The 19,439-nt window shown below is 60.9% G+C and carries 19 protein-coding genes; 4 read left to right on the forward strand and 15 right to left on the reverse strand.

Annotated elements, in window-relative coordinates:
* Position 1: 1 nt before the first annotated feature.
* The 13 genes from L1P09_RS11205 to L1P09_RS11265 all read right to left on the reverse strand — a co-directional run bounded on the left by L1P09_RS11205 (position 2) and on the right by L1P09_RS11265 (position 11,824).
* Positions 2 to 1,540, reverse strand: a complete 1,539-nt coding sequence (locus L1P09_RS11205) for a conjugal transfer protein TraG N-terminal domain-containing protein (RefSeq protein WP_235768827.1) — start codon at positions 1,538 to 1,540, stop codon at positions 2 to 4.
* A gap of 9 nt (positions 1,541 to 1,549) precedes the next feature.
* A complete protein-coding gene (locus L1P09_RS11210) occupies positions 1,550 to 1,855 on the reverse strand; it encodes a hypothetical protein (RefSeq protein WP_235768828.1) in 306 nt (101 codons plus the stop codon).
* Positions 1,852 to 3,207: an integrating conjugative element protein gene (locus tag L1P09_RS11215; protein WP_235768829.1), complete on the reverse strand. Its 1,356-nt coding sequence runs from the start codon at positions 3,205 to 3,207 to the stop codon at positions 1,852 to 1,854. Before L1P09_RS11215 ends, L1P09_RS11210 begins: the two co-directional genes overlap by 4 nt.
* Positions 3,207 to 4,178, reverse strand: a complete 972-nt coding sequence (locus L1P09_RS11220) for a TIGR03756 family integrating conjugative element protein (RefSeq protein WP_235768830.1) — start codon at positions 4,176 to 4,178, stop codon at positions 3,207 to 3,209. Before L1P09_RS11220 ends, L1P09_RS11215 begins: the two co-directional genes overlap by 1 nt.
* A gap of 220 nt (positions 4,179 to 4,398) precedes the next feature.
* Complete coding sequence (locus tag L1P09_RS11225; RefSeq protein ID WP_235768831.1) at positions 4,399 to 7,140, reverse strand: conjugative transfer ATPase; 2,742 nt, start codon at positions 7,138 to 7,140, stop codon at positions 4,399 to 4,401.
* On the reverse strand, positions 7,140 to 7,559 hold the full coding sequence (locus tag L1P09_RS11230) for a TIGR03751 family conjugal transfer lipoprotein (RefSeq protein ID WP_235768832.1): 420 nt from the start codon (positions 7,557 to 7,559) through the stop codon (positions 7,140 to 7,142). Before L1P09_RS11230 ends, L1P09_RS11225 begins: the two co-directional genes overlap by 1 nt.
* Entirely contained in the window at positions 7,522 to 9,030 is a 1,509-nt protein-coding gene (locus L1P09_RS11235) for a TIGR03752 family integrating conjugative element protein (protein ID WP_235768833.1), read from the reverse strand. The genes L1P09_RS11230 and L1P09_RS11235 overlap by 38 nt, the downstream gene beginning before the upstream one ends.
* Positions 9,020 to 9,826 (reverse strand): TIGR03749 family integrating conjugative element protein, encoded by an 807-nt coding sequence (locus L1P09_RS11240; RefSeq protein WP_235768834.1) that lies wholly within the window; start codon positions 9,824 to 9,826, stop codon positions 9,020 to 9,022. The genes L1P09_RS11235 and L1P09_RS11240 overlap by 11 nt, the downstream gene beginning before the upstream one ends.
* Positions 9,826 to 10,464 carry a PFL_4703 family integrating conjugative element protein gene (locus L1P09_RS11245; RefSeq protein ID WP_235768835.1) on the reverse strand — a complete coding sequence of 213 codons (639 nt, stop codon included), beginning with the start codon at positions 10,462 to 10,464 and terminating at the stop codon, positions 9,826 to 9,828. Before L1P09_RS11245 ends, L1P09_RS11240 begins: the two co-directional genes overlap by 1 nt.
* Positions 10,461 to 10,862: a TIGR03750 family conjugal transfer protein gene (locus L1P09_RS11250; RefSeq protein WP_235768836.1), complete on the reverse strand. Its 402-nt coding sequence runs from the start codon at positions 10,860 to 10,862 to the stop codon at positions 10,461 to 10,463. Before L1P09_RS11250 ends, L1P09_RS11245 begins: the two co-directional genes overlap by 4 nt.
* A gap of 7 nt (positions 10,863 to 10,869) precedes the next feature.
* Positions 10,870 to 11,247 carry a TIGR03745 family integrating conjugative element membrane protein gene (locus L1P09_RS11255; protein ID WP_235768837.1) on the reverse strand — a complete coding sequence of 126 codons (378 nt, stop codon included), beginning with the start codon at positions 11,245 to 11,247 and terminating at the stop codon, positions 10,870 to 10,872.
* 15 nt (positions 11,248 to 11,262) lie between these two features.
* A complete protein-coding gene (locus L1P09_RS11260; RefSeq protein WP_051095748.1) occupies positions 11,263 to 11,502 on the reverse strand; it encodes a TIGR03758 family integrating conjugative element protein in 240 nt (79 codons plus the stop codon).
* Positions 11,489 to 11,824 carry an integrative conjugative element protein, RAQPRD family gene (locus tag L1P09_RS11265; protein WP_235768838.1) on the reverse strand — a complete coding sequence of 112 codons (336 nt, stop codon included), beginning with the start codon at positions 11,822 to 11,824 and terminating at the stop codon, positions 11,489 to 11,491. The genes L1P09_RS11260 and L1P09_RS11265 overlap by 14 nt, the downstream gene beginning before the upstream one ends.
* A 487-nt stretch (positions 11,825 to 12,311) precedes the next feature.
* Between L1P09_RS11265 and L1P09_RS11270 the strand changes: the two genes are divergently transcribed.
* The 4 genes from L1P09_RS11270 (at position 12,312) to L1P09_RS11285 (ending at position 16,491) form a co-directional block, all read left to right on the forward strand.
* Positions 12,312 to 12,971 carry a hypothetical protein gene (locus L1P09_RS11270; protein ID WP_235768839.1) on the forward strand — a complete coding sequence of 220 codons (660 nt, stop codon included), beginning with the start codon at positions 12,312 to 12,314 and terminating at the stop codon, positions 12,969 to 12,971.
* Between the two features lie 278 nt (positions 12,972 to 13,249).
* Entirely contained in the window at positions 13,250 to 14,389 is a 1,140-nt protein-coding gene (locus L1P09_RS11275) for a CBASS cGAMP synthase (RefSeq protein ID WP_235768840.1), read from the forward strand.
* 3 nt (positions 14,390 to 14,392) lie between these two features.
* Positions 14,393 to 16,009 (forward strand): ThiF family adenylyltransferase, encoded by a 1,617-nt coding sequence (locus L1P09_RS11280; protein WP_235768841.1) that lies wholly within the window; start codon positions 14,393 to 14,395, stop codon positions 16,007 to 16,009.
* On the forward strand, positions 15,997 to 16,491 hold the full coding sequence (locus L1P09_RS11285; RefSeq protein WP_235768842.1) for a Mov34/MPN/PAD-1 family protein: 495 nt from the start codon (positions 15,997 to 15,999) through the stop codon (positions 16,489 to 16,491). The genes L1P09_RS11280 and L1P09_RS11285 overlap by 13 nt, the downstream gene beginning before the upstream one ends.
* A 49-nt stretch (positions 16,492 to 16,540) precedes the next feature.
* Here the strand turns inward: L1P09_RS11285 and L1P09_RS11290 are convergent, their stop codons facing one another.
* Both L1P09_RS11290 and traD read right to left on the reverse strand, forming a co-directional pair.
* Positions 16,541 to 17,269, reverse strand: a complete 729-nt coding sequence (locus L1P09_RS11290; RefSeq protein ID WP_235768843.1) for a TIGR03747 family integrating conjugative element membrane protein — start codon at positions 17,267 to 17,269, stop codon at positions 16,541 to 16,543.
* Positions 17,270 to 17,304: 35 nt separating this feature from the next.
* Entirely contained in the window at positions 17,305 to 19,431 is a 2,127-nt protein-coding gene (gene traD, locus L1P09_RS11295) for a type IV conjugative transfer system coupling protein TraD (RefSeq protein WP_235768844.1), read from the reverse strand.
* Positions 19,432 to 19,439: the final 8 nt, after the last annotated feature.

Below are 19,439 nucleotides of genomic sequence, written 5' to 3' on the forward strand. Positions count from 1 at the left end.
GCTATTTCAATTTACGAACTCCACCCATGATTTGGGAAGAACCTTTTCCTGCCTGAGTCTGAGCCGCCTCTGTACCTCTCGCCAGGAGGCTTTGGATGCCGCTTCCTACGTTGTAGCCTGCCCAACTCATTGCTCCTATGAAGAACATTGGCAATAACACAAACATTGCGCCCATGACGTACTCGATCACCTGCGCGGTGACCGTCCCATCCATGAACCCTGCCGTTGGCAATGTTAAAAGCGCCTCGTCCGTGGCAGAGACCTGGTGGTACAGCGTGTCGAGCATGCTCGAGTCGAGCCAGCGGGCGAGCTCCCACCAGAACGTCAACATGTGCAGGGTGAACAACGCAAAGGTGATCGTCATCAGCGCTTTGAGTTGGTAAGTGCTGATCAGCAGCACCAGTGGCAAGCTGATGATCGTGCCCATGATTAGGAAGGCCTGCACCATTGGTAATGCCGCGCGCAGCGCATTCATCGCCGGGAAATTGCTGAACGAGCCCAGGGCCAGGCCGGTGTTGGTCGCCAGGTTGTTGAGCCCCTGTGTCAATGAGCCCCCTCGGGCGCTGCTGCCATAGTCCTGGAACACCTGACCAGGCGCCATGCTCAATGACTGCTGGCGGGGGCTAACCAGTTCACGCAGGGTAGCGTTTTCGATTTCGGTGGAGCTGTGTCCGGTCAGCCAACCGCGCAACTGCGTGAGCAGATTGGGATCGACCTCGGCGACCAGGCGGTCGCGCAAGCCCACCGTGGCATCGCTCCACCACTGCTTGCAGGTTGGGTAGCCCGCACCGTTGTCCAACCGGGGCAGGGAGGTGTCCCGCGTCTCGTCATATGGCCAATCAACCCGGGGCGTGCGCGAGCGATCGGTGTCGTAGTAGCCCGGCGTGTCGAGTAGGTAAGTCGACCCAATCCAGGACGCATCGTAGCTCTGCGATTCGTCCAGCTCGGGGCGGTTGGTAAACAGACGCGAACGCGAAAAGCCGTAGCAGTCACGGGTAAAGTCGGCGACTTCCTGCAGCAGCACCTGGTCATTGATCCGCGAGCTGTCGATCTCCATGCGCATCGCGCGGATGTCGGGCGCGCAGGGTATCGATGCCGTCGCTGCGGCGGTGATGCCCTTGCTCATGGCATGCACCAGGTACCACCACACCGGCACGTTGGCGGATTTCTCGCCGATGGTATTGAAGGTGGTTCCCCAGGCTGTGTCGGCGGGCTTGGCCATCGACACGCCACAGCGCTGGCTCGCCGCATCGTCGAAGGTTACGGAGGACAGGTTGAGCGGGAAAAACGGCATGCAGCCAAACAGGATGACGATGTAGCTCATCCACAGCCGGTTCTCGACGCGGGGAATCGACAGCAAGTCCTTGTTACCTTCGTCGGCCCCCTGTTGGCGGGCGGATAACCACTCCTGCAGGATGATCGCGCCAAACGGCGCAGCGAACAGCCCGGTGTCCGCCAGCGTGTTCCAGATGCCGTTGTTGATGATCCAGGCCAGCAGCGACAGGTAGTACTCAAGGTAGCTGTTGGTGCTCATGTTCATGGCTGCACCTCACACACGCGACAGTTCGACCAGGATGATCGAGCCGAAACCGATCAGGCCCAGGCGCAAGAGCCGTCGCTGGTCTTCAGGGGGCGGCCGCAAGCGGAGTGCTGCGGTCCAGCCGGCGAAGATCAGGCTGTATAGCAGGGCTCGCCAGTAGGCGAAATAGGGCGTGCTCCCCCGGGCGTTCTCGAACCAATCCAGCTGGGTGCCGCTCAGCTGCAGCGCCATTCCGGCAACCAGCAACATGACCATCATGACGGCGAGGATCAGCAGGCCCCGAACGACCGAGCTTTTCACAGAAAACGGCATCATGGCGTGCTCCTTCCCTGATCCGCTCGCTGCAGGCGGTCTGGGCGTGGATCGCGCTGGTCGATATTGCGTGAGGCATCGGCGCCGCCGGCGTGGCGATCGAGGACCAGGCTGGCGGTGTTGGTGGCCAGGGCTTGGCGAACCTGCAATTCCGTTTGCAGCAGGCGGATCTCGCGCTCCAAGGTTTCGACATTGCCGTTGAGGGCAGTGGTGGCGGGCTGCGCCGACGCCACATTGGGCTCTCGGCTACCGGCGAGCAATGTGCGCTGCAGCAGCATCGCTTTGTAGATCACGCTCGACAACGCGGTCTCGCTGGCCAAACGTCGGGCCAGCAGGTTCTGGTCGGGGTCATCGCGTAGGCCCTCGATGACGCCACGCGAGAACTGCAGCAAGGGGCTGGAGACTTTGGCGAGGTTTTCTGGGGTGGGCTCTTCTGCGCCCGACAACATGCGTTGCAAGCCCTCGAGGTGCTGCGTGTAGGTTTCCTGGATCAATGGTGTGAGCCCTGCACCCGCGCTCACGCGCAGCGCCTCGCAGTCATCGCAGGTCTCCACCTCGGATTCGCCGAGCACACGAGTGGCCCACTCAGCTGCCTCGTCGGGGCTCGACCAAGCCTGGCAAATCGCGCCGTTCTGACAAACTGAACCGACCGCCGAGGTGTCCTCGACCGAACGGTTGTGCAGCAGGTTGTAACCCGCCTTAACCACGTCCGCGGTCACCCGGATCGGCGCCTGGCCATGGCCGCCAGCTTTCTGCCCGCCAATCCAGCTGACACCCTTGTTGCCGTTGTTGGATTCGGTGTCTTTCACCGCAGTCACGGCATCACCGTCGGACTGCTCCAGGTTGTGCTGCATTTCCTGGTTCTGCGCCAGTGCTCCCCAACCGGCCTGATCCACCTTGTCAGCCATCTTCGCCGCCATCGCCTGGCAGGTGAGTTTGGAGCGGTCGAAGTCGATGCGTCCCTGCAGTACGCCGTTGCTCAGCAGTTCATACAGCCCGGGGTTGGCGCGCTGGATGATCATTGCCGGCAGCGACATCACCGCCTGGGTGGCGTTCTGGATGACCTTGCCCATGATCTGCTGGAAGCCCTGGGTGGCACCGTTGAGCTGGTTCTGCAGGGTGTTGGAGAGGTTCATGTTTCCGCACATCATGTTCGCGCGCCAGGACAGGCCGACGCCGAGTCCGCTAGGGCGGTAGAGCGAGGAGGGCGCGCCTGACGCCGATCCACCACCAATGGTGTACATCACTCGATCGTCCAACACCTGGGCTTGGTCGCCCAAGTGGTAGCCACTCTCGGCGGCGTGGCCAGCGGTGCACACGACAAGACATACCAACCCGAACGAGAGGGTGTTCATCACTGGCCTCCATCAAAGTCGATGCTGAACAGGAAGGTCTGCCCCATGCGTTGGCAGCAGCGATACGGCCGCCACAGCGACCAGGCGTAGGCGCCCTCGGCACTCTGGACGGTGGCGCTCGGGAAGATGGCGCAGGTGCTCTGCATCATCGGTGCGAGCAACTGCCAACGGTGGTTGTTGATGTTGTTCTCCATCACCGGCAGCGGCGGCCAATAGCCGGGCGATGGCATCGGCTGCAGCGGCAGATACACATGCGGCTGACCAACGCGGGTGATGAAGTCGCTGGCGCGCTGCGCCATCACTGCGGCGGCCTTGAAGTCGTCGGGCTGTACCAGGAAACCCTGTCGTGGGTAAATGCTGCCCCACATGTTGCCGAGGGCTTGGCTACCGATCTCACGCATGCCCGGAATAAGCGCTTGCGGATAGACGGACTCGGGGATGGCGTGGCGCCAGGCCAGTGGATCGAGCGTGCTGAGGTAGTAGGGCGCAAGTGGCACCGCCCCGCTTGGACATGCATAGCCGAAGCTGTGTGCCACGGCCGTCAGTGCAGCGCCGCCAGGATGTCCGATGCCGTCGACATTCTTGAAGCGCGGCAGGTTGTTGCGCTGCGGCGAGGGCGTGATTAGGTTGCCGCCGCCTTGCGACAGGGTGGTCGGCGCCGACAAAGCAGACATCTCGCCCCACGGGTTACTGCCGGTGTCGGAATAGCTCGACACCACCAACTCGGGAATGAAGTGACGGACCTTGGGTGAGGTTCGCACCGTGCAGCCAAAGGGCGTACACAGTAGCCAATAGCAAATCCCGACGACGCGGTACTCCAGACACTGCAGTGATGTGGTGGAGGCAATGATGGCGGGGGTGGTCAGCGCCAGGCACTGCTCGGCAGCCACAAGCAACGCGATCGCGATAAAGGCGCGACCTCGGCCAGTTTTTTTCGGCTGTGGCGTTAGGCATCGGGCGGTCAGGTTCATCGGCAGCGCTCGGCAAGTGGCAACGGTGTGCATCCATGCGCCGAGTTGCAGCATCGCGGATCAGGCTGAGGAGGGAGACGGACAAACCGAGACTCGTACGTTCGCTTTCTTTAGTCGCCAGAGTAAGGCTGCGGTTTGTCCAAAATCACTGAATGAGTACAAATGTACTCCTGTCGATTTTTACTGATCTGCAGGCCCAGAACATCGTGTGTTCCGAGATTCAGGACATGCCGCGTAGGCGATCGATTTCTGCCGCAATCCGAAGCGCAGCCTCCAGCTCGGACAGCTGATGGGCTTCCATCAACCGCCAACGTTGAGCCTTTTCCTCGGGCTCGGTCATGGCCAGGGCGAGGTACAGGCTTGGTGGTACTGCGCGAAACAGCGTCTCCAGCTGCTTCGACAAGACCACGCCCTCGGTGTATTTGCCCGAGGCCTTGCTCGCCGATAGCAACAGGTTTTTTTGGGCCGGCGTGAGCTTATTGAAGCGGGCGATCTCTTCGATCTCAGCTGGCGGCATATTCAGGCAGATCCACCACTCGATCATGTTGAGCATGGTCTGCGCCGCGTCGGGGAAGTCGGCCAGGTTCTGCGTTGCGAGCCAGAACCAGGCGCCGAGCTTGCGCCACATCTTGGTGCCCTTGACCACGAAGGGCGCCAGCAAAGGGTTTTTGGTGATGATGTGGCCTTCGTCAGTGACCATGATGATCGGCCGACCGAGGTACTGGTCGCGTTCGGCAAGGTTGTTCACCGTGTTCATCAGGCTGATGTAGCTGATCGACATCTGCGCTTCATAGCCCTCGCGGGCATAGGTGGCAAGGTCGACGATCGTGACATCGCTTTCCGGCCAGGGCGTGCCCGGTCGGTCAAACAGCGCACCCTCGAAGCCCTGGCAGAACAGGTCGATGGACTCGGCCATTTCCTGGGCTCGCTCGCGACGCTTGTCGGGCAGGTGGGCGTCGCTGGCCACCGTGCGAAGGGCATCACGAACGTGGCGCGTCATCACCTGCTGGTCATTGGCCGCACAGTGCCGGGCGGCGTCGAGAATACACTCGCGGACCAGGCTGCGGTCCGCGCGGGTGAGACGTGCTTCTTCCTTGGCTTCGCCTCCGGTGATCATCAGGCGGGCGGTGATCTCCAGCTCGCCCAGCACATCGCGTTGCTCGTCGCTGCCCGAAGCCTCCTCATCCAGATCCTCGGTCGACAGACTGGCGACCTGGTCGGGGCGCTCGATCAGCCGCCGGGCATCGGCGAAGGGGGCCAGGCTCAAGCCGCTGCCGGGTTTGAGTTGAACCTTGTTGACGCTCAAACCGAGGGTGGCGAAGTAGTCACCCTGCAGGCCGAAGGAATTGCCGGCTTCGACGATAAATAACCGTGGTCGGTATACCGCCATGACCTGCATCAGGATCGAAACCAGGGTGGCCGACTTGCCGGCGCCGGTCGGGCCGAACAACAGCAGGTGGCCATTCATGGAGCGGTCGAAGCGGGATAGGGGATCGAACGACAGCGGCGCACCACCTCGGTTGAAGAAGGTGATCCCTGGGTTGCCGGTCCCGATGCTACGCCCCCACAGCGGCAGCAGGTTGGCGACATGCTGAGCGAACAACAGCCGGGTGTACCAGTTGCGTTTATCCCGCGCGGGGTTGTAGACCATCGGCAGCCAACGCAGGTAGCTGTTGCAGGCGGCTACTTCATCGCCCTCACGCACCGGTTGCAGGCCGGCGCCGAGCAGTACGTTGGCGGCCTGGATTGAGCGCTGGCGCAATTGCGGCTCATCGGCGCCACGCAGGTACAGTGCCAAGGTGCCGCGGTACAGCTTGTGCTGGCGGCCGATCAGCGCACGGGCCTCTTCCACGTCCTGACGGGTCTGGGTCGAGGCGAGGTTTTCGCCGATGGCTTTGCGCGCCAGGCGGTTGAGCTGCTCCTCGAGCACATCCTGGGGCGTAATCACCAAGGTCAGACTCAGGATGGCCTGCTCGGGGAGCTGATCGAACAGGGCGTTGAGCGCCTCGCCTTTACGAGTTTCGCCGGTCAGCTGGCCGATGTGGGGTGGCCTGCGTAGTTTGTCGACCACCATCACCGCGTGTGGCTGCTGATCGAAGTACCATAGCCCCTGCTCGCTGTCCGAGCGCGGCTCGTGGAAGAACAGCCGCTCGGCAAAGTCGTGGTCGAACGGCTGCGACAGCCCATCGCCGTCTTCGGTCTCCGGGTAAGGCACGCGTCGATAGAATGCCGCCGGTGATTCGCCAGTGAGGGTCGGGGCCGGGTTGAACCAAGGCAGCAACCAGGCGTAGAAGTCACGCCCGTTCAGCCGACGAGGATTGACCCCGCAGGCCTGCAACGAGGCCATCAGGCGGTCACAGGTCCTTCCCAGCAACTGAGCGGGGTTTTGGCCGCCCTCGTCGGCCTGGTCACCGAGCCAGCGATAGACCACCAGCCGAATCCGCCGATTGCTGCCGCGCCAGGGCAGGTGCGACACGACAGGGTCGTCAAACAGCCCACCCGGTTTGGCAATGGCGTCGAGGTGGCGCTGCATCAAAGCAAGGAAGGCAGCGGTGAAGGGTGTCCCTGTCGCTCGTGGTGCAACGTATTGCTCCAGGCGCTCCAGGTACGGGGAAAAGTCGCTGTCGTCCTGGCAGAAGAACTGCACCACCCAGGGTGCCTGGTCGAACTCGTCGAAGCTGTCCTGCAGCGCATCTTCCAACGCGTCGCGCGCTGCCATCAGCCATTCAGGCTCACGGCCCTCGGTGCCGATCGGCTGCAACTCGAACACGGCGCCCACCGAGCGGTTGTCGTCGAGCAGAAAACACTGCTCCTCCTCGAGGTATTCGACCCAAGGCAAGTGGTCGGTGAAGCTGGGGTTGTGCGCGTACTGCGCAGCCTCGTCCGCACGTGTTGCGCGCCGACGCTGCGCCGCGCGCCAGGGCTGCCAGCGTGGCGGAGCACGATCGGCACCCTCGTCCATCACAGATCATCCAGGCGTTCGCCGGGCAGTGCGTACTGGACCTTTTCGTACAGCGGAAATACGGTCGAGTAGCCAGGCACCGGCGCCTGCTGGGTGCCTGCCAGGTGCGGATAGACGTACATCACTAGGTCAGGATTGGGCAGGCGCGGGAACTGAGCGCGAATCTCGTTGGCGGCCGTGCGGGTGTAGGCGCTCTGGTCCTTGATCAGGGGCTCAGGATCGAGCACCGGCCGACGCAGTTCGCCGCGAGCCTCCCTCAACTGCTGCTGCGTGCCGACCGCGCCACCGTTGTTCCAAATATCCAGCATGGTGTGGTCGCCATGGGGCAGCATCTCATCCTTGCTGGTGGTGCAGCCTACTAGGTGCAGGCACAGCAGTAGGCTAATCCAGGTCCAGTACCGAAACGGATGGGGTTTCATGATTCACTCTCCGGCCTTTGGGTTCGTAGTCGATGCTGATTTCGTGATCCAGGTGCAGGGCCACCTTGGCCCCCGGCGGGACGTAGATGGCGGCAAAGGCTTCGCCGTAGAGCTTGTTGACCCAGTCACGGATGTCGCCGATGCCACCGCTGATGACCGAGTTCAGCGCGCTGTTGCCACTGTTCTGCGACAGCCCCAGGCTGCCGCTGGCCGAGTTGATGAATGACGTATTGGTCTGTTCACTGCCTAGCGCTGCCGCGAAGCCGGCGCCGGCAGCGGTGATCAGGCTCTGACTGCCCAGGTACTGCTGGGCGTTGGAGCGACGCTCACCGGCGATGCAGGGAATGCCGTAAGGGTCGGAGATGTAGCCCAAGCCGCCGCGGATCTTCTCGGTGTCCGAAGTCTGGGTAGTGCTGCGGTTGCGGCTGACCACCTTCTGCGGCTGTGGCACCGTGCGGACGGTGCCATCGCTGAAGACAAAGGTGATCGACTCGACCTGGCCGCGTACGCAGGACAAGGTCCAGTCGCCTGCCGCGGTACCGCTCATGACCGCACCGACCACGTCGGGCAGGTCGATGCCGTTGGCGGTGAGGTTGTCCGGTCCCACCAGCACCTTGAACGGGTAGGGATCGTTCACCGTGCCGTCCACCGGCACGCGGCCAATCAGGGCGGTCATGGCGATCGAACCCATCAGGGTCGAGTTCTCGGGGATGGTGTAGACCGGCTTGGCCCTCTCGGCCCTATCGTGAGTGTTTTCCAGGTCGCGCTCGCCCTTGGCCACGGCGCGCAGATGGTCCTGGCCCCGGTCGATGGCGTTGTTGTCCAGGCCATGCAGATCCTTGAACTTCGAGGTGAGCGTCGATAACGGACCCTCAGCTTTGCTGGCTCCCTCCTGGCCGGCACGTGCATTGGAGGGTTCGATCCACTGCACAGCATCCGCCAGCGGTTGTGCTCCGGAGAATTGTTGCCCGTCACCTGGCTCTAGACCGAAGCCCACGGGTAGGTCGGACTTCGTGGCCGGCTTGCTGGTGAGCTGGTCCTTGAGCCGGGACAGCAAACCCTGGGTCTCGCGGTGCTGCTGCTCGGCCTTCTGCCGGGCATCGTTGGCCTGCTGGCGCTGCTCGGTGACCTGCTGGGTAACACTGCTCAGCGTGCTCTGAATGCGACTGTCGATATTGCCTTCGCGTGTGCGCAGCCGGTTGTTCTCGGTCTGCAGGGTCTCGTTGCCTTTTTTCAGCGACAGCATCTCGCTACGCATCGCCTTGACTTGGCCGATCAACGTGGCCACGGTGTCGCGCGGCGTGTCGCCAGCGATGCCGAGGGCCTTGGCCTGCTCCTGGCTGAGGAGAGTGTTTTCGGGATCATGGGGAGGTTGAGCGTCCGGCGAAGACACCCAGGATTTGCCGATGATCAGCACGATCCCCAGCAGGACCGCCGGTACCAGCCATTTCAGCAAACCGTTAGCTTTCATGATCGGCAGCCTCCGGTGCAAGCGGTGGCAGGAGCAGCGCGTGCTTCAGGTCGCCGCCGCGGGTGACGAGGTACGCCACGGTGGTGTCTTCAGGTGTGCCGGCGTGCCCCAGGTACTCGTGCTGGAAGGTGGCGGCATACAGGGTGGCCTGCAAGTGACGCGGGTCCAGCGTGACCTTGCCCGGCCCACGGTTGACGATCTTCACCGCCGTCACCCAATAGTCGCCCAGCCGCCAGGCGGCGAGCCCCTTGATGGCCACGTGCTCGGTCGGCAGTAGGGTGCTGAACCCTGAGGAGTCCCCTAGCGGGACCCGACGCACACCAGGCAAGGGCGCCACGGTGCGCAGCGGCGCATACAGGTTCTGCGCGGCATAGCGAGTCAGCACCACCGGTACTGGCGTCGCTGCCGGTGCTGCGTCCGGCGTGGTGTCCACGTCTGGTGCCTGAGCCTGGGCAACGATCTTGACCGGTTCCAGCGCCTCGCTGCCCTCAAGCGCTTCGATGTCGACCAGGATGATGTCCCCCGACTTCACCGACTGCAGCTGCAGTCGAGTAGGGGGGATGAATTCCGACGCACGCAGGTACACCGTCCCACCCACCGATTGCACGCGCAGCTTGCTGGCGATCGCGCTGGGTAGCCCGACGCGAACATCCTCATCCAGCATCAGGAGACGTTCCTGGCCCACCGTCAGCGGCACAGCCAGTGGCAGGCGGTCCCAATACTTGACCTCAACGGCGCCCACGGTGGAGCACCATCCAGCGATCGAGACCAGCATCAGGATCAAGACACGTATCATCACGCACCTCCAGGCAGTGTCAGCTTCTGCGGTGTGCCTTCGTAGCAGTCCAGGGCCAGGCCCCATTTGTTGTGCTCGGGGTCGACGTCGAAGCGCACTACGCGTAGCGGATAGCGCACGACGACGCGCTTCACCGGTTCGGCGGCGTAGTACTCGTCGGCATTGAGGTCGAGCTTGACCAGCCAGCTGTGCTTATCCAGCTGCTTTACCCGCAGGTCGGGGTCATCGCTGTAGCCACGACCCAGCACCTCGTACACGCCGCGCACGCGGCCACGTAGTTCGCCGGCTGCCTTGCGGTACTCGAAGTCGCCATCGAAAAACGTCTTGCAAGCGGGTGTCAGGTAGGGCTGCAGGGCGAAGATCGCGCGGTGGTAGTCGACCTCGCCGTCGGTGGGCCAACGGTTAAGCTGGCCGAAGATGTACAGGGCAAAGGCGTAGATGTTTTCCGGCGGCACATCCCACCATTTGCGCGTGCTGCCGGAGCGCAAGTCCGGTGGTACGTGAATGGTCAGTGCGGATGGTGCGGACTGCCAGCCGTACCAAAGTCCGGTGCACAGCAGCGCCAGCACGGCCACGGCCAGGCGCAGGCTGAAAATGTGCGCCTGCTGCGCATCCACCTTGTTGCGGAAGTGGCTCATGGGGTGGTCCTCGCAGGCCGGCGTGTGCGCCGGACCGTCCACGGGCCAGAGTGCAGGATCAGGTGTTGGGTGCCGATGCCCCAGTGCACCGCCAGCTGCCACTGAAGGCGTCGATATAACCAGGTCTCGGGGCGGGCGCGTTTGGCCCGACGTAGCAGTTTGCCGCCGCCAAGCAGCACTAATGCCATGCACAGGAACATACAGGTGGGCAGGGTGGCGATGGAGGCTGTGGCCACCGCCAGCGGTGCGCCGAGAATCACACCCAGTACTGCGCCGACAATCAGCGCGACCCACATCTCGTCATTGGTGAGGCCGCGCAGGACGGCTGGATCGCGGTTCAGGCGTTCCGGCAGGAAGGTCAGCGTGCTGTCGGGGAGGGTAGCAGGGACGTCGGGCATGGTGACCTCACAGAATCGTCGCGGCTTTGGTCAGGAACCACAGGATCACCACCACCAGCAGCGCGCCGACGCCGACTACGGCACCGAGGTCCTTCCAGGTCTTGCGCTGGTTCTGCACGTCGGCGTAGACGGTAAGCGAATGCCAAGCCACGCCCAGGAAGGCGAGGGTGGCGATCAGCAGGCCAAGTAGGATGCCGCCGTCATAGGCATAGTTCTTGATGGTGTCGATCAGCCCCGACCCTTCGCCGCGGGAGGGCGCTTCCATGGTCGGCAGATCAGCCCACGCCAGCGTCGAACTCAGCAGCACCAAGCTGCCGAACAGGGCTTTTGTACAGGTTGCCCGCAGCAGGAGCAGCGGAAGAAGGCAGCGACGGGAGAGTTTCATGGCGGGATCTCCTGATTACGACAGCATGAAAAACATCAGCACGATCAGGGCGAGAGCCAAGCGCAGCGTGCTGCCGCCAAGCGCGCCAAAATTGAGGTTGCCGGCCGCCCAACCGCGGTAGCCGGTCCATAGCGCCCAAGCACACCAGAGCAACGCGAGCACCAGCACCGATGAGCGCCACAGCACCGAACTGAGCTGCGGGGTAAACCCGGCGACGGCCGAGAACGCGCTGAGTTGAGCTTCAGTCATGCTCATCGGATTGGCTCGATTGAGGTGCTTCAGCACTGTACTGACCGGCCAGCTCGACTAGGTCGGCAGGCTGCGCGCGGGAGGGCGACAAGTATTGTTGGATGCCTTCACATACACGTTCGAGGTCTGCCGCAAGCCTCGGATAGTCGAAGCGATATCGCGTTCCAGCTGCATCGTCTGAGCTGTTTTCCGCACGCTCGGCCAACTGTCCGATCACAGTGACCTGTCGTTGCACGAGTCCCAGATCCGAGCGCTCGCGACTTTCTTGTGCAACAGCCGGGAGTGTTGCTAGACAAATCACAAGCAATGGGAAGGCATTCGTCCTCATGGCGGGCTCCAGAGCAATCTCTGGTCGTCACGATTACTGCACGGGCGAGTTGAAGCACGAGTTAAAAGGATTCTCGGTCTTTCGCTTTCTGGTGAAGTTGCGCAGGAGTGGGGTGAGCCTGGGATGGGGCATTGAGGGGGACGAACCTGGTGAAGCTGAGGGCCTAGTAGGAAGAGTCAGTGCTCAAAGCGCTAGAGGCGCTCCGCGCTTGCAACGTAACCATGTTGGCCATGTCCTCGATGAGGTACAGCCAGAACAGGTTTTCGGGAGGCCATTCCGTCTCCTTGAAGGTGATCGGTGTTGTGCCCCTGCGGTCACTACACCGCCTATAACCGCCCTGCTTTACGCTCGGCGTCCGCTCGCTAAGAATCTCTGGTAGCTATAAGATTGCTGAGGTGGTGACGGTGAAGGGGGTTCCGGATTGTCATGTACACCGCCATGTAGAGCGTATAGGGTAGGATGTTACCAGTCGAAACTGAGGTACGGAATGTATCAAGTCATTGGGGTCACCAAGACCCTTGGGTATTTCGCTACCACCTGTGTGATCGTTTTTCTGCTCCTGCATTACCAGGACATATCGACGCTGGTGGCCGGGCCTCTGATGGATCTACGCCGACCCATTAGCTCTTCGGTTGCGATCGGCGCCGGCGTTTTTTGGGTGCTGGGCCAGACCCCCTTGTTCGTTTGGTTGTGCAAGCTTCCCCTGGTTCGCAAGTACCTTCCTCCAATCGACGGGGAGTGGGACATGCAGCTGAAATCTAACTGGGGGATCATGCAGAAATGGCTCGGCCAAGGCGATGGCACCTCACTCATTACCGTGCCCGGAAAGGTCACTATCAAAGCCCGCCTGTTCAGCGTCAAGATGGAATTCGCATCCGCCGACGGCTACTCCGAGTCCAAAACCATAAGCGTGTCGGTACGACCCAGCGATCAGACCGGGTTGCTGGAGCTGAACTACATGTTCGTCAACTTCACCCAGATCCCTGTGGCGACTGATACGAACACGCATACCGGTGCAGCGCGGGTTTTCGTGAAAGAGTCGGGTGATGAGCTCTACATGGAAGGCACGTACTTCACCGATCGCAAATGGACTGAAGGCCTCAACACCGCAGGGCAGGTCACCTTCACAAGAGCTAAATCAGCCTAACCCTTTCCACGAGTTACATGGCTCGCAACACTTTCACACTATATGTGGTGTCATGGGAGGACTATTGATCTACATGTTGTGGCATGGCACTATGTCATCTCACACGTGTCATCGAGCATGGTAGCTGACAAACCGGGAAGGACTGCACCCTTTGGAATGCGTGGTTGGCGTAGGGTGGCAGTGACGAGATTCAGGAGCGCATGAGCGCTCGGTAATCTCGATGTGAAGGTCAGCAGTTGCTGGAGGCACCGTTCATTTAGCGACTGAGCGGAGGCTTCATGCCCAATTTTAGTCCTTTGCTGTTCACCACCACCGGGGAAGCATGCTTCCTTGACGAGCTTGACCTGGCACCCGAAGAACTGTCCCGTATTGATAATGCCCGGAAAGATATCCGGGAAGCCTTGAAGGCCGATCTTCCCGGCGCGCTTCGCGATAAAGGCTTGGAAGGCGATATCTGTGAACCCCGGTTTTACATTCAGGGTTCGCGTGCTTATAAGACACTCAACAGCCCTTGCACGACCCCTCCTCAGCAATCAGATATCGATGATGGCGTTTACCTGCCTCTTAGTGTCATGCGTGAGGAGAGCAGCCCTAAGCTTGCAATCGCATTGTTCTTTGATGCAGTCCTGGACGTGCTTCGTCCTATGTGCGCTGAACGGGGTTGGCATACCGAGAGCAAGGACACCTGCGTTCGCGTAACCATCTCGCCTTACGCGCACATCGATTTACCGCTGTACGTGATCCCCGACACGCTGTTCCAGCAGATCAAGGCTAACATGGAAAGTCGCGGGCATGCGGTTTTCGATAGCGCGATCAACTCCGAGCGCGATAGCTGGAAGACCCTGCCTTCGGACAAAATCCTGCTAGCTGACCGCAAGCAGGGTTGGCGTAAGTCTGATCCCATGGCGATGAAAAATTGGTTCAAGCGCGAGTGCCTGGAAAAGGGTGATCAGTTGATCCGCGTCGTGCGTTACCTGAAGGCATTCCGGGACAAGCAGTGGGAAGAGAAGGGGCCGAGTTCGATCCTCCTCATGGCCGCAGCCTGCCCACTGTTCGAGTACTTCGACAAGCGCGATGACCGCTCGCTGCTAAATGTGGTGAAGGGCATTCCGGACGCTCTGCGCAACGGTGTCGCCAGTCCCATCGATTCCACCGCATCGCTCACTGCACACATGCCGAAAGAGGCCATTGCTGACGCAGTGGAATTTTTCGAAGAGTTCGCCCAGCACCTGGAAGGCGCCATCAATGCAACTGATGCCACTACCGCAAATAACTGGTTGCATAAGATGCTGGGTGATCGTTTCCCTTACGCCCCTCACCGCATGAAGTCGACCCCAGAGGGCATGCCGGCATCAATGGCTGCGATCGCGCCCTTGGCTGGCCCTGCAGAGCCTGTGAAACGCACCAAGGCAGGCTGAGCCATGAGTGCCATGCAGGAGGTGTTGCGTCACATGACGGCCTGGGGGTTCACCAAAATGGATCCCCAGCCCCATGCAGCCTGGCTCGTGATGACCGGAGAATTGTCGACCCATACTCAGGGCAATGTGCCGTGCGAGGTGTGGATAGATCATTCATTCGAACGGCCTTTGAAGCTGTGGGTCACCAAGTTACCTAGGTCGATTCCGCGGCTGGTGCCGCACCTTGGGCCGGATGGATATCTATGCTACGCCGCGCCCGGGACGCAGGTGATCGATATCTACGACCCAGTCGGGCAAATCCGGACATCCTTACTGCAGGCCGCAGAGGTTCTGGAGCAGGTGCTGGCGGGGAAGATGAAAGAAGATCTTCAGGAAGAATTTTTCGTCTACTGGGACGGCATCTACTGCTTCCATGACGTCGAAAGGCGTACGTCTGGCCGGGCTGAGCTGCTTCAGCTATCCGACAACAAGATGTTCGTGCTCACTGACGATGTTGATCGCAGTCGTGCCAAGTTCGCTCGCCCAGGGCGCAAGATTGATGAATTCATCTCCCAGATAGCACTGATTACATCCAGCGCAGCACCGAGACCGCTGCAGGAAAACTGGCCACCAAAAACGGTCAGCCAGATTCTCGACTGGCAACACGAGATGGATGAAGCCTGCCGGCGCAAGATTCGCGACAAAATCATCTCTGCTTACCGTGAAAAAGCACCGGGCCTACTGATCGTCATCGAGTCCGAGAAAACGGGATACAGCTACGGTTTTATCGTGCATGAGCTTCAGCGAAACCGTCCGAGTGACTACCGTGCTTGTGATCAGCGCATACCCATTTTCGACTGCCCGATTGAGCCGGTGCAGATGCTTCGGCTCGATGATAAATACCTGGCGGAGCGCAACATTCCGGGGCGCACAACTCTCGCCAGTAAGCGCATCGGTTTGGTCGGGTGCGGCACCATCGGCGGGTTTCTTGGCGAAATGCTCGTCAAAGCCGGTGCCGGAACAGGTGGGGGAGAGTTGCTGCTGATCGATGACGATCTGGTGATGCCACAGAATCTAGGGCGCCATCGATTAGGCTTCAATTACCTTTTCAGACCCAAAGCAGAAGCGCTTGCGGACGAGCTCAAAATTGTCTTGCCGAGTGCCCAGGTACGCGGGTTTAACAACGACGCCAAGGACGTAAATTTGGCTGACTTGGATCTCATTATTGATGCTACCGGGGAGGAGTCCTTCGGCCACTGGCTCGCTAAAGCATCATCCTGTCCAACCTTGCATATCTGGATCGAGGGAGCCGGTGTTGCTGTGCGCTCTCTGATCAAACACCGCCCGGATCAAGGTTGTTATCGGTGCCTGACTGAAGCAAATAGTCAAGGTGAGTTGCTATCGGTCGTCGGTGGTGTAGAACCCATTTTCGCAGGGCAGGGCTGTGAAGGGTTGTACGTACCATTTCCTGCATCGGTCTCCATCCAAGCAGCAGCGTTGGGATTGGATACTGCTCTGGCTTGGGTCGCGGACAAGCCTTGGCCCACCCTCATGACTCGCTTGACGGATTACACCTATGAGTTGGCAACCCTAGACTGCTCACCATTGCCACACGTGGGATGTCCAGCATGCCGTTCGTGACGACGTGGATTGTGCCTGGTACCCAGCAGATGGTGTACCTGCGTGAGCAACCCCTAGAGGTCTTCAGTCGCTACATCCAGGAAGGAATCGACTCGAAGGAGGCTGGGGGGATACTGCTTGGCCATGTGCGAGGTGAGCATCTGGAAATCATTGAAGCAACTGAGCCCTCAATATGGGACAGACGCTTCAGGTTCCTTTTTGAACGTATGCCCTATCTTCATCACAAGCTCGCCATGAAACGCTGGAAAGAAAGCAACGGCCTCGTACGCTATATTGGAGAGTGGCACACTCATCCCCAGAATCACCCCACTCCATCGTCGATCGACTTGAGCGAGTGGAAGATCCTGGCGGCTGACCGCCGCGATGGCCGTCCCTTGCTAGCACTGATCGTAGGGTGCAAGACATTGCATGTTGAGTACATGTCCAGCACTGGCAAGCGAAGCATCCTTGACCCACTCAACCCCACCACAGTGACCGAATAATCAGCGGGCATGGCCGGTGCCGGTATGTGTAAAAATGGAGAGGCTCCGTTCAAAGATATTTTTTGAATGTGGTAGCCGTGATCGCCACCATACATCCGAGCAATGCAGCGCAGGGGAGTAGCACCCAGTTGGGATTGAGTGAGCAGGGTAAGGAGAGGTAAATCAGCCATGGGGTGATCATCAGGGGCAGAAGTGTGCGCTTGGCTCGGTGATAGACGAAGCTGCTTTCTCTATCCGCCCTGAACTTGCGCAGGTCGCGGCGCATCAACCCGTCGACCAGTCCGGTGACCACCACGAGCAAGAAGAGGGGCGTTGCTATAGAAAGGACGGTCAAGCGCACCAAGAACGTGAAGACCGTGAACACGGTTGCGAGCAGGTAATCCTGGCTAGCGACATACGCTTGAGCAAGCTGACCTTGGAGCGACGACTCCAGACTGAGTAGCTTAAGGTGGCCGTCGGCTTGTGCCCAGCCGGAGCGAACCACAACCCACTCGTTGAGATGCTCAAGGATTTCCGCGGTTGCTTTCGCCGGCTCCTGTACCAGCAGTGAGCTCTTCAAGTGGTCACTTAGCCAGCCCAACTCAGTCAGCCACATGGCATGGCTATGATGCCAGCCCTGTTCCGGCCAGAACCACAGCATGCCCATGAACTCAAATAGTATGGAGAACAGCAGGGAAGCAAACAGCAGGCCGAGCAATCGCAAGCACAGTTCAAGCGTGCCTAGGATCAGACCCGGTCTTCGTTGTGTTTGAGGTGGGTTGGTTGGGGCAGTAGGCATGAAAGGCTCCCAGGTGTTCGATTGCTGCCAGGTGCTCACAGGGCGGGTTTACGCCCAGGTGGTGGCATCTCAGGATCGAAGTCGGCCGTCGGCGCACTGCCGGCACTGCTCCACCAACTTCCCGCATTGGCGTTGTAGGATTCACGCATGCGCGCAGCCAGGGCCTGCAGATCCGCCGGCATCGCGTCGTCGTTAGCCGGCTTCGGTAACGGCATGCGAACTTTCCATAACTGCCCACCTTCCTGAAACGAGAACATCTGGCCCTTGGGCAGGGCGATGATGTGCGCGGGCTCGATCAGCGGCACCGCGGTGGTGGTCACGCGGTCCTGCGAGGACGACGTGAAATCTGTACGGGCATCCGGATCCGCCGTGTCGGTTGCGCCGGAGACCAGGGTGCGGGTCTGCACGTTGACCTTGGGCAGTTGGTTGGTCAGCAGTTCGGCAGTCACGGTTTCCCGCACGCGCAGCATCTGCAGGGTGTTGAAGTTGCCGATAACTTGGCCTGCCTTGGCCCGGTTGCCGATGCGTGCCTCGATGTCGCTCAAGGTCTGGGTATACGCGGTAACCTGGATACCGGCGCCGCCGCCCTTGTTGATCAGCGGGATAAACTCATCGCCCATCAGCTCGTTGAATTCGTCGGCGTGCAGGTTGATGGGCACTTTGTCGGCCGCACTGGAGGAGCCCGGCAGACCGTGGTCGATGCCGTGCTTGTAGATGTGCCCGGCGACGGAGACCAGGTCGGCAAACATCGAGTTGCCGACTGCGGCGGCGACCTCGGCATCGGAGAGCGCATCTAGGCCGACGTAGACGATGCCGCGTTTACGGATGACCTGCAGCCAATCGAAAATTGGCCTTGGATCGTCCAAGTCAGCATAGTTGGGGGCCAGCAACTGTGCCGTCTTGCCACTGGTGAGCTTTTCCAGCAGCGGCAGCAGCGAAGCGACGATCTTGTCGAAGTAGGTGCGGTCGTAGCGTACTGCCGATCGCAGGCCATCCATCACCGGGTCGAAGAGGCGCTTGGCGGTCAGGTACTGCTCGATGGCGACCACGCGTTTCTCGCGGCCAATCATGTGCCGCGGCACGTTCTTCTCGTTGAGGCGAGCTTCGAGATCCACGATGGTCTCCCACGCCTGCGGATCATGGCGGGCGAAGAAGTGCTGGGCGTATTCGATGAACAGCGCATCGATGTTCACCACGTGCCGCTGGATCTGCAGGTAGTCGGGGCGCCGGCCCAGCTCGATCAGCGCCCGAGCGATGATATTCACGAAGCGCCAGGCGAACTCGCGAAATGCCGCCGAGTTGCCTTCGCCGCTCAATTGGCCGGCAATCCGAGTGGCGACTTCCGAGATGCGACCGAAACGGCCGATGGCGTTGTAGCGTGCGGAAATCTCCGGCCAGCCCAGGTGGAAGACATAGAACTCGTGTTCGCGGCCGGCACGTCGTGCTTCCACGTACATGCGCTTGAGCAGGTCGGCATCGCCTTTGGGGTCGAAGACGATCACCACTTCCTGGCTAGGTCGGTGAATATCCTGGGTGATGTAGACCTCGGCTAAGCGCGTCTTGCCGACCCGGGTGGTGCCCAGCACCAGGGTGTGGCCCACGCGTTCGCCCAGAGGTAAGGAGGCTTCCTGCTCGTTGGGCTCGACGCCGTGCAGCAGCGGTGAACCACCCACTGGCGGCAGTGGTCGTAACGGGTTGAGTGGGCTGTCCCAGGCGGTCATCCGGGGTAGGAGGGCAAGTCCTGGCGGCGCCTTTTCCAGCAGGTGCTCCAGGCGCCGGGCCCACTGGTAGGCCGCTGACTGGTTGACGTAGCAGGCCAGCGCGGGGTCTTGCGCCTCCAGCAAACGCTGGGTGTGCAGGCGGCTCCAGCGGAAACCACGGCCCATAAACAGACGCTTGCTGCTGACCGGGATTTGCCGGCTGGTCAGCGAATAGCGGGGTAGACGGCGAATGTTGCGCCGATAGCGCAGGACAATGCGGGCCTCATTGAGGCGTTTGAGGCCGAAGGCGGTATAGGCCAGGGCCATGCCAGCACCGATCTCCGGCGACAGGGCTACCGCCCAGGGCGAATGCAGGCATAGCGCGCCGGCACCGGCACAGATCCCCACGGTGTACAGCTCTACCGCCGGCCGCAGCAGGGATTCCATCGCATGATCACCCATGACGGTAC

The sequence above is a fragment of the Pseudomonas juntendi genome (assembly GCF_021560075.1).
Taxonomy (GTDB): Bacteria; Pseudomonadota; Gammaproteobacteria; order Pseudomonadales; family Pseudomonadaceae; genus Aquipseudomonas; species Aquipseudomonas juntendi.

What these genes read in the sequence shown, in the direction of transcription:
- L1P09_RS11265 (WP_235768838.1), bottom strand. Translation starts at nt 11,824, where the DNA reads ATGAGGACGAATGCCTTCCCATTGCTTGTGATTTGTCTAGCAACACTC.
- L1P09_RS11245 (WP_235768835.1), bottom strand. Translation starts at nt 10,464, where the DNA reads ATGAGCCACTTCCGCAACAAGGTGGATGCGCAGCAGGCGCACATTTTC.
- L1P09_RS11255 (WP_235768837.1), bottom strand. Translation starts at nt 11,247, where the DNA reads ATGAAACTCTCCCGTCGCTGCCTTCTTCCGCTGCTCCTGCTGCGGGCA.
- L1P09_RS11290 (WP_235768843.1), bottom strand. Translation starts at nt 17,269, where the DNA reads ATGCCTACTGCCCCAACCAACCCACCTCAAACACAACGAAGACCGGGT.
- L1P09_RS11205 (WP_235768827.1), bottom strand. Translation starts at nt 1,540, where the DNA reads ATGAACATGAGCACCAACAGCTACCTTGAGTACTACCTGTCGCTGCTG.
- L1P09_RS11285 (WP_235768842.1), top strand. Translation starts at nt 15,997, where the DNA reads ATGCCGTTCGTGACGACGTGGATTGTGCCTGGTACCCAGCAGATGGTG.
- L1P09_RS11225 (WP_235768831.1), bottom strand. Translation starts at nt 7,140, where the DNA reads ATGGACGAGGGTGCCGATCGTGCTCCGCCACGCTGGCAGCCCTGGCGC.
- L1P09_RS11235 (WP_235768833.1), bottom strand. Translation starts at nt 9,030, where the DNA reads ATGAAAGCTAACGGTTTGCTGAAATGGCTGGTACCGGCGGTCCTGCTG.
- L1P09_RS11280 (WP_235768841.1), top strand. Translation starts at nt 14,393, where the DNA reads ATGAGTGCCATGCAGGAGGTGTTGCGTCACATGACGGCCTGGGGGTTC.
- L1P09_RS11260 (WP_051095748.1), bottom strand. Translation starts at nt 11,502, where the DNA reads ATGAGCATGACTGAAGCTCAACTCAGCGCGTTCTCGGCCGTCGCCGGG.
- L1P09_RS11240 (WP_235768834.1), bottom strand. Translation starts at nt 9,826, where the DNA reads ATGATACGTGTCTTGATCCTGATGCTGGTCTCGATCGCTGGATGGTGC.
- L1P09_RS11230 (WP_235768832.1), bottom strand. Translation starts at nt 7,559, where the DNA reads ATGAAACCCCATCCGTTTCGGTACTGGACCTGGATTAGCCTACTGCTG.
- L1P09_RS11215 (WP_235768829.1), bottom strand. Translation starts at nt 3,207, where the DNA reads ATGAACACCCTCTCGTTCGGGTTGGTATGTCTTGTCGTGTGCACCGCT.
- L1P09_RS11270 (WP_235768839.1), top strand. Translation starts at nt 12,312, where the DNA reads ATGTATCAAGTCATTGGGGTCACCAAGACCCTTGGGTATTTCGCTACC.
- L1P09_RS11250 (WP_235768836.1), bottom strand. Translation starts at nt 10,862, where the DNA reads ATGCCCGACGTCCCTGCTACCCTCCCCGACAGCACGCTGACCTTCCTG.
- L1P09_RS11220 (WP_235768830.1), bottom strand. Translation starts at nt 4,178, where the DNA reads ATGAACCTGACCGCCCGATGCCTAACGCCACAGCCGAAAAAAACTGGC.
- L1P09_RS11275 (WP_235768840.1), top strand. Translation starts at nt 13,250, where the DNA reads ATGCCCAATTTTAGTCCTTTGCTGTTCACCACCACCGGGGAAGCATGC.
- traD (WP_235768844.1), bottom strand. Translation starts at nt 19,431, where the DNA reads ATGGGTGATCATGCGATGGAATCCCTGCTGCGGCCGGCGGTAGAGCTG.
- L1P09_RS11210 (WP_235768828.1), bottom strand. Translation starts at nt 1,855, where the DNA reads ATGATGCCGTTTTCTGTGAAAAGCTCGGTCGTTCGGGGCCTGCTGATC.